The following is an 11,377-nucleotide window of genomic DNA, read 5'->3' as shown; positions in this document are numbered from 1 at the left end:
CCGGGCCGCTCGACGAGGCTTGGCCGCGCTGCCCGGCTGCTCTAGAGTGGGGGCTCATTCAAGGAGCCGTTATGCAGCTGGATCCTCGCAGTGGCTGGTGCAGCGGCATTCGCCACTGTCCCTCGCCCAACTTCAACGCGCGCCCGCAGGGAGAGGTGTCCCTGCTGGTGATCCACAATATCAGCCTGCCGCCGGGCCAGTTCGGCACCGGCAAGGTGCAGGCGTTCTTCCAGAACCGCCTGGCGGCGGACGAGCACCCCTACTTCGCGACGATCGCCACGCTGCAGGTGTCGGCGCATTTCCTCATCGAGCGCGACGGCGCCGTCACCCAGTTCGTCTCCTGCAACGAGCGCGCCTGGCACGCCGGGCAGTCCAGCTACCGGGGGCGCGAGAACTGCAACGATTTTGCCCTCGGCATCGAACTGGAGGGGACCGACGATGAGCCGTACAGCGAGGCGCAGTACGCGGCCTTGCAGGCGTTGATCGAGGAATTGCAGAGGGGGTATCCGGCGCTCACCCCGGAGCGCATCTGTGGGCACAGCGACATCGCCCCGGGCCGCAAGACCGATCCCGGTCCGGCTTTCGACTGGCCGCGGTTGCGCGCCGCGCTGAAGGAAAAGAAGGAGGCGTTATGAGTTTTCTGGTGCTGTTGCTGGTGCTGTGGGTCGAGAAGTTTTCCTCCTGGCGCAATGCCATCCAGCAGGATGGCCCCTGGTTGCGGCTGCTGGCGAAGGCCGAGCGCCAGGCGGACTTCATCGAGAGCCCGTGGCTGGGCATCGCCCTGCTGGTGGTGCTGCCGCTGCTGGCCCTGACCCTGCTGCTGTCGCTGCTGGAGCCTGTGGCCTACGGCTGGCTGGCGTTGCCGGTGCATCTGGTGGTGCTGATCTACAGCCTCGGGAGGGGCGACCTGCTGGCGGCGCTCGGCCCGTTCCGCGACAGCTGGCGCCGCGGCGACAGCGAGGCGGCGTACCTGGTGGCCAAGCGCGACCTGGCCCTGGAGGCCGAGAACGAGGGCGCACTGCTGCAGCAGGTGCAGGGGCACATGCTGTGGCAGGCCTACCAGAGCTTCTTCGCCGTGATCTTCTGGTATGTCCTGCTCGGGCCGCTGGCCGCGCTGGCCTACCGCTTGCTGGCAATGCTCGGCGAGCACGCCGAGCAACCCGCGTTGCGCGAGCGGGCGGTGCACCTGCGGCACGCCTTCGACTGGTTGCCGGCGCGGGTGCTGGCGGCGAGCTTCGCCCTGGTCGGCAATTTCGTCGCGGTCAACCGGGCGCTGCTGCATGAGCTGCTGAGTTGGGATATCGCCGCCGCGCAGCTGGTGATCAACGTCGGGCGTGCGGCCTGCGAGACTCCCGCCCCCGAGCTGGGCAGCGCCGGCGTCGCCAGCCTGGACAGCCTGTGGCAGCTGCTGGTGCGCGCCGCGGTGCTCTGGTACGCGGTGTTCGCCCTGTGGACGCTGTTCCTGTAGGCGCGTCCGGCTGAGCGCGGGGCCGCGGCGACGCGGCCCCGCGCGCTTAACCTTAAGTTACAGAGAAATGCGTCGATAACGGGTATATAGGACGTCACGCCTGACCGCGTGCAGTGCCAGGACTCATGCCGGGTGCGGATCGGGCCGAAGAGGCGCGACTGCCATAGCCCGCAAGGCGGTGCAGGGAGTCGCCAAACACCACAATAATTAGAACGGGAGACGTCCTGTGAAGACCGTGTTGTATCCGGCCATCGCGCTGATGAACCGCCTCAGCTTCGGCATGAAGTTCAGCCTGATCAGCGTCTTGTTCTTCCTGCCCATGCTGGTCACCAACTTCTACCTGGTGCGCGACTCCTATCGCCAGTTCGTCGGCACCGAGGCGGCCCTGGCCAGCCTCGACCTGCTCGGCGATAGCCTGGCGCTGCGCCGCGACCTGGAGAGCTTTGCCGACCTGGTGAAGATCAACGAGATGATCGGCCAGTCCGGCCAGGCCGGGGACCTCGAGCATCGCCTCGGCCAGCTGCACGGTCGTCTGGCCGAGGCCTTGCAGGCCTTGGCGCCGGTGGTGCGGGATGCCGAGCAGGTCGAGGAGTTCACGGCCAAGCGCGACGAAATGATCGCCGGGTTGCAGACGATGCAGCAGGAGACCTCGCTGCAGGGCAAGACGGTGATGGCCAGGAAGCTGCTGGGCAGCTCCCAGGTCTTCATCAAGCTGGTCGCCAGCCAGGCCGGGCTGAGTCAGGACCGCCAGCGCGAGGTGCGGCAGATGACCGAACTGGTCACGGCGGTGACGCCCATGGTGACCGCGCCGCTCAGCGAAGGGCGGGCCACCGGCGCCTATTCCCTGGGCCAGGGCTTCCTCAACTCGGCGGCCAGCACCCAGTTCGATGAGCTGCTGCTCGAACTGGAGAAGCTCCACGCCGAGTACGGCATCAATCTGCAGGAGGCGCTGGGCGCCAGCCCGGATGCCCGTGCGGCGCTGGCCGGCCTGGCCGAGGCCAGTCGCGCCAGCCTGAAGGACAGCGCCGTGCTGTTCGAGGACCGGGTGGTGGTGGCCGACAGCCTGGACATGCCCTGGCAGCAGTTCTACGACCAGGTCAGCGCGGCGCTGGGCAAGACCTATGCCTTCAACGATGCGGTGCTGGTCTTCCTCGACCGCCAGCTGCAGGAGCGCCTGCAGGAAAACCGCGGGCAGATGGTGCTGCTGGTCGCGGCCTTGCTGCTGGTGTTCCTGCTGATCGTCTATCTCTACAGCGGCTTCTACGTCTCCACCCGCGCGACGCTGAAGAGCCTGGGGGAGGTCATGGACAAGGTCGCTGCGGGCGACATGACCGTCAGTTTCGCGGCGCAGAGCAAGGATGAGCTGGGCGAGCTGGGGCAGGTGTTCAACCAGACGGTGGGCAAGATCCACGACCTGATCGAGCGCGTCGGCCACACCGTTACCGAGGTCGAGCGTCAGGCCGAGCGGGTGCAGGAGGTGTCCGGCGAGAGCAACCAGGCGGTGGCCGGCCAGCGCAGCCAGATCGAGCAGGTGGCGACGGCGATGAACCAGATGTCCGCCACCGCCCAGGAGGTGGCGCGCAGCGCCGCCGCGGCGGTGGGCAGCGCGCAGAGCGTCAACCAGGAGACGGTCAGCGGGCGCGCCCTAGTCGAGTCCCAGGTCGGCAGCATCCAGCGCCTGGCCGGCGAGATCGACCAGTCGGTGGTGGTGATCAATCAGCTGGCCAGCGACAGCGACTCGATCAGCAAGGTGCTGGACGTGATCAAGGGCATCGCCGAGCAGACCAACCTGCTGGCGCTCAATGCCGCCATCGAGGCGGCGCGGGCCGGCGAGCAGGGGCGCGGCTTCGCCGTGGTGGCCGACGAGGTGCGCAGCCTGGCCAAGCGCACCCAGCAGTCCACCGAGGAGATCGAGACGATGATCAGCCGGCTGCAGGGCGGCGTCGGCGCGGCGGTGAAGACCATGAGCGTCAGCCACCAGATGGCCGACGGCACGGTCAGCGAGTCGGGCAAGGTGCAGCTGGCGCTGGAGAACATCCTCGGCGCGGTGGGCATGATCGTCGACCAGAACCAGCAGATCGCCGCGGCCGCCGAGCAGCAGACCGCGGTGGCCCAGGATATCGACCAGAACATCGTCGAGATCAACCACGCCGGCGAGCGCACCGCCGCGGGCGCCAGCCAGACCGAGCAGGCCAGCCGCGAGCTGTCCGCGCTGGTCTCGCGCCTGAAGCAGCTGATCGGCGCCTTCCGCGTCTGAGGCGTGCGGCGTGACGCACAGGCCCGCCGTTCGGCGGGCCTGTGCGTTTCAGCGACTCCAGCCGAACAGGTCCGCCGCGTTGCGGCTGCTGGCCGCGGCCAGTTCCTCGGGACTCACGCCGAGCAGCGGCGCCAGTTCCGTGCAGATGTCCGGCAGGTACTCCGGGCTGTTGCGCCGGTTGGGGTGCATGGCCGGGGCCATGTCCGGCGCGTCGGTCTCCAGGACCACGGCGTCCAGTGGCAATTGGCCGATGACCTTGCGCAGGCGCCTGGCCTGGGGCCAGGTCGGCGCGCCGCCGAGGCCGAGGCGAAAGCCCAGCTTGAGGTATTCGCGGGCCTCCTCGTAGCTGCCGGCGAAGGCGTGGATGATGCCGCCGCGCTTGAGCCTGAAACGCTTCAGGGTGGCGATGGTCGGGGCATGGGCGCGGCGCACATGCAGCAGCGCCGGCAGCTCGAACTCGGCGGCCAGGGCCAGCTGGGCCTCGAACAGCGCCTGCTGGCGCTGGCGGTCGAGGTGCTCGAGGAAGTAGTCCAGGCCGAACTCGCCGACCGCACAGAGCTGCCGGTGACCGGCCAGGCGCTGCAGCCAGTCCCGCAGTGCGTCCAGGTGTTCCGGCCGGTGCTGGTCGAGGTAGACCGGGTGCAGGCCGAAGGCGGCATACTGCCCGGCGTCGCCCTGGACCAGGTGCCACAGGCGCTGCCAGTTGTCCCGCTGGACGCCGAGCACCACCAGGCGCTCCACACCGCGGGCGCGGCAGCGCGCCAGCAGCTCGTCGCGGTCGGCGTCGAAGTCGGGAAAGTCCAGGTGGGTGTGGGTGTCGATCAGGCGCATGGCCAACAGCATCGGCGATTTACCCACCGTGCGCCAGCCGGTCGCTCAGCCCGGCTGGGGCCCCTGGCGGTTGCGCAGGACCCGGGGGATGGCCTCCACGCCGGGCTGGTAGTGGCTCCGTTCGATGGCCTGCAGTGCCCAATCCAGTACCCGCTCGGCGATCTGCGCGTGCTGCTGGGCGATGGCGTTGACCCGCTGCGGCAGGAAGTCCAGCAGCTGGGTATCGCCGAAGGTGGCCAGGCGCGGCTCGATGCGGGCCGGGTTGCGGCGTTCGCGCAGGGCGTCGAACACTCCCTCGAGCAGCACGTAGGCGGTGGTGATCAGCGCGTCTGGCAGCTCGCCGGCGCCGTCCAGCAGGGCGCACATCAGCCGGTAGCCGCAGGCGCGGCTGAACTGCTCGCCGTGGCTGACGCTGACGATGCCGTCATAGCCCTCCAGCGCCAGGCGAAAGCCTTGCTCGCGGGCCTGGCTGATCGGCAGCTCGGCGCGTGCGCCGAGCAGGGCGATATGCCGCGGCGCCGGGTGCAGCAGGCTGGCGGTGAGCAGGCTGCCGGCCTGGCGGTCGTCGCTGACCACCGAGCGGATGGTGGCCGGGTCGAGGGCGCGGTCGACGGCGATCACCGGCAGGCCGCCGGCGACCAGCTGGCGATAGAGCGGGTCGTCCTGGGGCAGGCAGCTGGCGACGATCAGCGCGTCGCAGCGCCGCGAGCGGAACAGCTCGAGCAGCTGCCGCTCGCTGTGCGGATCGTCGTCGGAGCTGGCGATCAGCAGCTGGTAGCCGGCTCCCCGGGCGCGCTGCTCGAGCAGCTTGGCCAGGCGTGCGTAGCTGGGGTTCTCCAGATCCGGCAGGATGAAGCCCAGGCAGCGGCTCTGCCCGCGGCGCAGGCCGGCGGCCTGCTGGTCGGGACGATAGCCGTGGGCTTCGACCACCTCCAGGACCCGTTGCACCGTGGCCGGGCTGATCCGCCGTTGCGTGGCCTGGCCGTTGACCACATAGCTGGCGGTGGTGACCGAGACTCCGGCCAGGCGGGCGATATCGGAAAGTTTCAAGGTGGGCCTGCGCTGGGCGGCTGACGATCGGGCTTCAAGGATCGCCGATTATGGAGTAACGTTCCAGCTCTTGATGAAACGATTCAGCAGGCGCCCCGATTGGCTATCCTCGTACGAGGCTTCGGGCGCCGGCAGCATGTCCGCTGCGGCGGCCGGAGGAGAGTCCATGCTCGAACTGAATGCCAGGCAGATCCAGATGGGGGGGCGCGCGCCGAACAAGCAGGCGGCGCTCGAGCTGTTGGCCGCCAGCCTGGTCGGTGAGGGCCTGGTGGCTCCCGGCTACCTGGCCGGCATGCAGGCCCGCGAGGCCCAGGGCTCGACCTATCTGGGCCAGGGCATCGCCATCCCCCATGGCACCCCGGAAACCCGCGACCAGGTCTACCGCACCGGGGTGCGCCTGATCCAGTTCCCCGAGGGCGTGGACTGGGGCGATGGCCAGAGGGTCTACCTGGCCATCGCCATCGCCGCGCGCTCCGACGAACACCTGCGCCTGTTGCAGCTGCTCACCCGCGCCCTGGGGGAGGGCGATCTCAGTCAGGCGCTGCGCGAGGCCGAGCATCCGGAGGCGATAGTGGCGCTGCTGCAGGGCGCGCCCCAGGCGTTGCGGCTGGACAGCCAGCTGATTGGTTTGAATGTGATCGCCGAGGACTTCGACGAGCTGCTGTGGCGCGGCGCCCGGCTGCTCAAGCGCGCCGCCTGCGTCGAGTCGGGTTTCATCGCCAGCCTGGTGCGCAGCGAGCCGCTGCCGCTGGGCAACGGCCTCTGGTGGCTGCACGGCGAGCAGGCCGTGTTGCGCCCCGGGCTGGCCTTCGTCACCCCGGCGCAGCCGCTGACGCTGAATGACCAGCCGCTGACCGGGCTGTTCTGTCTGGCCAGTCTCGGCGAGGCTCCGCAGCAGTTGCTCGAGCGCCTCTGCGACCTGCTGATCGCGGGGCAGGGCGCCAGCCTCAGCCAGGCCAGCTCCACGCGCGGGGTACTCGAGGCCCTGGGCGGCGAGGTGCCGGCGGACTGGCCGCTGCTGCGCATTAGCCTGGCCAACGCCCACGGCCTGCACGCCCGCCCGGCCAAGGTACTGAGCGAGGTTGCCCAGGCCTTCGCCGGCGAGGTGCGGGTGCGCCTCGCCGGTGAGGCGGGCCCCGGGGTCTCGGTGAAGAGCCTGAGCAAGCTGCTCGGCCTGGGTGCACGACGCGGGCAGGAGCTGGAGTTCAGCGCCGAGCCGGAGATCGCCGCCGATGCCCTGCCGGCCCTGAAGGCCGCGGTGCGAGCTGGCTTGGGCGAGACCGTGGAGCCGCTGCCGGCGGCCGGCCTGGCGCCGCTGGCGGGTGCAGCGCTCGAACAAGCGCCCGCGGTGCCGGTGCCGACGCCCGGCATGCGCATTCAGGCGGTCGCCGCGGCCCCCGGCATCGCCATAGGCCCGGCCCTGGTGCGTGTCGCGCCGAGCTTCGACTATCCCGAGCACGGGCAGGGGGCGGCAGCCGAACGCCAGCGCCTCGGGCTGGCGCTGGAGCAGGTCGGCGTGGATATCCAGGAGCTGATCGAGACGACCGAGGCGGACAATATCCGCGAGATATTCGTCACCCACCAGGCGCTGCTGCGCGACCCGGCGCTGCATGAGGATGTCGATGCCCGCCTGGCCGAGGGGGCCAGCGCCGAAGCTGCCTGGTACGGTGCGGTGAGCGCCGCGGCGCAGCAGCTGGAGGGCTTGCACGACGAGCTGCTGGCCGAGCGTGCCGCCGATTTGCGCGACATAGGGCGGCGGGTGCTGGGCCGGCTGTGCGGCGTCGAGGCGCCCCGGGAGCCTGACGCGCCCTACATCCTGGTGATGGACGAGGTGGCGCCTTCGGATGTTGCCAGCCTCAATCGCCAGCGCGTCGCCGGCGTGCTCACCGCCCGTGGCGGCGCCACCGCGCACAGCGCGATCATCGCGCGGACCCTGGGCATTCCCGCGGTGGTCGGTGCCGGAGAGGCGGTCCTGGCCCTGGCCCAGGGCACCGAACTGCTGCTCGATGGCGACCACGGCCTGGTGCGCGTTGCGCCGGACGCGCCGACCCTGCTGCAGGCCCGGCGCGAGCGCGAGGTCGCGCTGCAGCGCCGTGAGCGGGCCCATGCCGAGCGCCTGCGGCCGGCGGTGACCGGCGATGGCCATGGCGTGGAGGTGGCGGCGAACATCGGTGCCGGCGGCGCCACCGCCGAGGCGGTCGAACTGGGGGCCGAGGGCGTCGGCCTGCTGCGCACCGAGCTGGTGTTCATGGACCTGGCCCAGGCGCCGGACCAGGCCACCCAGGAAGCGGAGTACCGCCGCGTGCTGGATGCCCTCGACGGACGCCCGCTGGTGGTGCGGACCCTGGATGTCGGCGGCGACAAGCCGCTGCCCTACTGGCCGCTGCCGGAGGAGCGCAATCCCTTCCTCGGCGTGCGCGGCATCCGCCTCAGCCTGCAGCGCCCGGATATCCTCGAGACTCAGCTGCGCGCCCTGCTCGCGGCGGCCGAGGGGCGGCCGCTGCGCATCATGTTCCCGATGGTCGGCACCGTCGAGGAGTGGCGTGCGGCCCGCGACCTGACCCTGCGCCTGCGCCAGGAAATCCCGCTGGACGACCTGCAGCTCGGGGTCATGGTCGAGGTGCCCTCGGCGGCCCTGTTGGCGCCGGTGCTGGCGCGCGAGGTGGACTTCTTCAGCATCGGCACCAACGACCTGACCCAGTACTGCCTGGCCATCGACCGCGATCACCCGAGCCTGTCGGCCCAGGCCGACGGCCTGCATCCGGCGGTGCTGCGGCTGATCGACATGACGGTAGCGGCGGCCCATGCCCATGGCAAGTGGGTCGGCGTGTGCGGCGAGCTGGCCGGCGACAGGCTCGCGGTGCCCGTGCTGGTGGGCCTGGGGGTGGATGAGCTGAGCGTGTCGCCGCGGGCCATCGCCCTGGTCAAGGCGCGGGTGCGCGAGCTGGACTACCGCCACAGCCAGGCCCTGGCGCAACAGGCGCTGATGCTGGAGAGCGCGGCGGCGGTGCGTGCCCTGGTCGGGGAGACGCTCTGATGGCGCGCATTCTCTGCCTGACCCTGAATCCGGCCCTGGACCTGACCCTGAGCCTCGAGGCGTTGCAGCCCGGGGCGGTCAACCGCTGCCAGGGCTTGAGCAGTCGGGCCGCCGGCAAGGGCCTGAACGTCGCCCAGGTGCTGGCCGACCTCGGCCACAGGGTCACGGTCGGCGGCTTTCTCGGCGCCGCCAATCCCCAGGCCTTCGAGCGCCTGTTCGAACGCCGGGGCTTCGTCGATGCCTTCGTCCGCGTGCCCGGGGAGACGCGCAGCAACATCAAGCTGGCCGAGCGCGACGGTCGGGTCACCGACCTCAACGGCCCGGGACCGCAGGTCGAGGCCGAGCATCGAGCGGCGCTGCTCGACGCGCTGGAGCCGATAGTCGCCGGTCACGACGCCCTGGTGGTGGCCGGCAGCCTGCCCCAGGGCGTCAGCCCCGAGTGGTTCGCCGCGCTGCTGCGGCGCCTGCAGGCCTTCGGCCTGCCGCTGGCGCTGGACAGCAGCGGCGCCGGTCTGCGCGCCGGGCTGGCGCTGGCGCCCTGGCTGGTCAAGCCGAACGAGGAGGAGCTGGCCGAGGCCTGCGGACTGGCGTCGTTCGATTCGGCCGCGCTGCTGACGGCGGCGCTGCGCCTGCACCGCCAGGGCGTCGAGCACCTGCTGCTGTCGCGCGGCGCCGCCGGGGTCTGCTGGCTCGGTCCGGGCTTCGCCCTGCAGGCCACGCCGCCCTCGGTCCGGGTGGCCAGCACGGTGGGCGCCGGCGACTCGCTGCTGGCCGCCACCCTGCACGGCCTGCTCAGCGGCTGGCCGGCCGAGCGCACCTTGCGCCTGGCCACGGCGATCGCCGCCCAGGCGGTGACCCAGCTCGGCATCGGTATTCACGACCGGGAACAGCTCGCCCGCCTGGAGGCAGGTGTGGCGGTGACGGCCCTGGCTTAAAACAATAAGAGGCTCTCTACATGAATCTGCTGATCGTCACGGCCTGCCCCAATGGCATGGTCACCAGCGTGCTCTGCTCGCGGCTGCTGGAGGCCGCGGCCCAGCGCCTGGGCTGGACCACTCGCGTCGAGGTGCATGACCCCAGGGCCATCGGCTCGTCGCTCAGCGAGGCGGACATCGCCGCCGCCGAGCTGGTGGTGGTGGTCAAGACCGGCGAGCTGGCGCTGCAGCGTTTCGTCGGCAAGCGCCTGCTGCAGTCGACCCCGGCCGCCGCCCTGGTCGATCCGCAACAGTTCCTGCGCGATGCCGCCGAGCATGCCGAGGTCTTGCAGCAGGGGACGCCGGCCGTCGTCGCGGCCGCTAGCCGGCCGCGGCTGGTGGCGGTGACCGCCTGTCCGACCGGCGTGGCGCATACCTTCATGGCCGCCGAGGCCCTGCAGCAGGCGGCCGTACAGCTCGGCTACGAGCTGCAGGTGGAGACCCGCGGCTCGGTGGGGGCGCGCAACGTGCTGGATGAGGCCGCCATCGCCGCCGCCGATGCGGTGCTACTGGCCGCCGATATCGAGGTGGACACGGCGCGCTTCGCCGGCAAGCGGGTGCTGCGCTGCGGCACCGGGGTGGCGCTCAAGCAGCCCCAGCAGACGCTGCAGCGCGCCCTGGCCGAGGCGGCGCCGCTGGCCGAGGCGACCAGGCAGGACGGCGCCCAGGCGAGCCAGCCGGCGGGGCAGGGCGGGCCCTACAGGCACCTGCTGACCGGGGTGTCCTACATGTTGCCGATGGTGGTGGCCGGCGGCCTGCTGATCGCCCTGTCGTTCGTCTTCGGCATCGAGGCGTTCAAGGAGGAGGGCAGCCTGGCGGCGGTATTGATGCAGATCGGCGGCGATGCCGCGTTCAAGCTGATGGTGCCGGTGCTGGCCGGCTATATCGCCTACTCCATCGCCGACCGCCCGGGCCTGGCGCCGGGGATGATCGGCGGGCTGCTGGCCAACTCCCTGGGCGCCGGTTTCATCGGCGGGATCATCGCCGGCTTTCTCGCCGGCTACGCCGCCCGCGCGCTGAACCGCTGGCTGCAGCTGCCGGCCAGCGTCGAGGCGCTCAAGCCGATCCTGCTCATCCCGCTGCTGGCCAGCCTGTTCACCGGCCTGGTGATGATCTACCTGGTCGGCCAGCCGGTGGCCGGCATGCTCGCCGGCCTGACCGCGTTCCTCGACGGCATGGGCAGCACCAACGCCATTCTCCTCGGCCTGCTGCTCGGCGGCATGATGTGCGTCGACCTCGGTGGGCCGATCAACAAGGCCGCCTACGCCTTCTCGGTCGGCCTGCTCGCCTCGCAGAGCTACGCGCCCATGGCCGCGACCATGGCCGCCGGCATGGTGCCGCCGATCGGCATGGCCATCGCCTCGCTGCTGGCGCGGCGCAAGTTCGCCGAGAGCGAGCGCGAGGCCGGCAAGGCCGCCGGCGTGCTGGGGCTGTGCTTCATCTCCGAGGGGGCGATTCCCTTCGCCGCCAAGGACCCGCTGCGGGTGATACCGGCGTGCATTGCCGGCGGTGCCCTGACCGGCGCACTGTCGATGTACTTCGGCTGCAAGCTGATGGCGCCCCACGGCGGGCTGTTCGTGCTGCTGATCCCCAACGCCATCAACCTGGCGGCGCCGTACCTGCTGGCGATAGGCGCCGGCAGCCTGCTGACCGGGGTGAGCTATGCCCTGCTCAAGCGGGGCGAGGCGGTGGGGCTGGTGGTGGCCGAGGAGAAGGGCTAGGAACGGGCGACGCCCGCAGGGACAGCGCTCGGCGCCTCT

The 11,377-nt window shown here is 70.9% G+C and carries 8 protein-coding genes and 1 pseudogene; 7 read left to right on the top strand and 2 right to left on the bottom strand.

The features are described from left to right. Positions 1-71 precede the first annotated feature (71 nt). From ampD to I0D00_RS21905, 4 genes and pseudogenes are all read left to right on the top strand, one after another. Positions 72-635 carry a 1,6-anhydro-N-acetylmuramyl-L-alanine amidase AmpD gene (ampD, locus tag I0D00_RS18410; protein WP_213641261.1) on the top strand — a complete coding sequence of 188 codons (564 nt, stop codon included), beginning with the start codon at positions 72-74 and terminating at the stop codon, positions 633-635. Continuing rightward, positions 632-1,468: a regulatory signaling modulator protein AmpE gene (gene ampE / locus I0D00_RS18405; RefSeq protein ID WP_213641260.1), complete on the top strand. Its 837-nt coding sequence runs from the start codon at positions 632-634 to the stop codon at positions 1,466-1,468. The genes ampD and ampE overlap by 4 nt, the downstream gene beginning before the upstream one ends. A gap of 259 nt (positions 1,469-1,727) precedes the next feature. Further along, positions 1,728-2,867 (top strand): annotated as a pseudogene (locus I0D00_RS21910) (HAMP domain-containing protein); the annotation flags it as partial. Positions 2,868-3,011: 144 nt separating this feature from the next. After that, positions 3,012-3,725: a methyl-accepting chemotaxis protein gene (locus tag I0D00_RS21905; protein ID WP_420850835.1), complete on the top strand. Its 714-nt coding sequence runs from the start codon at positions 3,012-3,014 to the stop codon at positions 3,723-3,725. Positions 3,726-3,773: 48 nt separating this feature from the next. Here I0D00_RS21905 and I0D00_RS18395 read toward each other — a convergent pair whose 3' ends face one another. Beyond that, the gene (locus tag I0D00_RS18395) at positions 3,774-4,556 is read right to left on the bottom strand and encodes a TatD family hydrolase (protein WP_213641826.1); all 783 of its coding nucleotides are present in this window, start codon (positions 4,554-4,556) and stop codon (positions 3,774-3,776) included. A 45-nt stretch (positions 4,557-4,601) separates the two neighbouring features. Continuing rightward, complete coding sequence (gene cra / locus I0D00_RS18390) at positions 4,602-5,606, bottom strand: catabolite repressor/activator (RefSeq protein WP_213641258.1); 1,005 nt, start codon at positions 5,604-5,606, stop codon at positions 4,602-4,604. Between the two features lie 166 nt (positions 5,607-5,772). On the opposite strand from cra, the gene ptsP reads away from it, so the two are divergent. Genes ptsP through I0D00_RS18375 form a run of 3 tightly spaced genes read left to right on the top strand, consistent with a single transcriptional unit; the run spans position 5,773 to position 11,338 of the window. Continuing rightward, positions 5,773-8,643: a phosphoenolpyruvate--protein phosphotransferase gene (gene ptsP, locus I0D00_RS18385; RefSeq protein ID WP_213641257.1), complete on the top strand. Its 2,871-nt coding sequence runs from the start codon at positions 5,773-5,775 to the stop codon at positions 8,641-8,643. Beyond that, positions 8,643-9,578 (top strand): 1-phosphofructokinase, encoded by a 936-nt coding sequence (pfkB, locus tag I0D00_RS18380; RefSeq protein WP_213641256.1) that lies wholly within the window; start codon positions 8,643-8,645, stop codon positions 9,576-9,578. Before ptsP ends, pfkB begins: the two co-directional genes overlap by 1 nt. 20 nt (positions 9,579-9,598) lie before the next feature. Continuing rightward, positions 9,599-11,338: a fructose-specific PTS transporter subunit EIIC gene (locus I0D00_RS18375; protein WP_213641255.1), complete on the top strand. Its 1,740-nt coding sequence runs from the start codon at positions 9,599-9,601 to the stop codon at positions 11,336-11,338. The last annotated feature ends 39 nt before the right edge of the window (positions 11,339-11,377 follow it).

Origin of the sequence: Pseudomonas lalucatii (genome assembly GCF_018398425.1) — a bacterium.
GTDB lineage: Bacteria > Pseudomonadota > Gammaproteobacteria > Pseudomonadales > Pseudomonadaceae > Aquipseudomonas > Aquipseudomonas lalucatii.
This window is presented reverse-complemented; position numbering and strand designations above follow the sequence as displayed.

Coding starts and splice junctions, on each gene's coding strand:
- ampE (WP_213641260.1), top strand. CDS start 632: ATGAGTTTTCTGGTGCTGTTGCTGGTGCTGTGGGTCGAGAAGTTTTCC.
- I0D00_RS21905 (WP_420850835.1), top strand. CDS start 3,012: ATGAACCAGATGTCCGCCACCGCCCAGGAGGTGGCGCGCAGCGCCGCC.
- I0D00_RS18395 (WP_213641826.1), bottom strand. CDS start 4,556: ATGCGCCTGATCGACACCCACACCCACCTGGACTTTCCCGACTTCGAC.
- I0D00_RS18375 (WP_213641255.1), top strand. CDS start 9,599: ATGAATCTGCTGATCGTCACGGCCTGCCCCAATGGCATGGTCACCAGC.
- ampD (WP_213641261.1), top strand. CDS start 72: ATGCAGCTGGATCCTCGCAGTGGCTGGTGCAGCGGCATTCGCCACTGT.
- ptsP (WP_213641257.1), top strand. CDS start 5,773: ATGCTCGAACTGAATGCCAGGCAGATCCAGATGGGGGGGCGCGCGCCG.
- pfkB (WP_213641256.1), top strand. CDS start 8,643: ATGGCGCGCATTCTCTGCCTGACCCTGAATCCGGCCCTGGACCTGACC.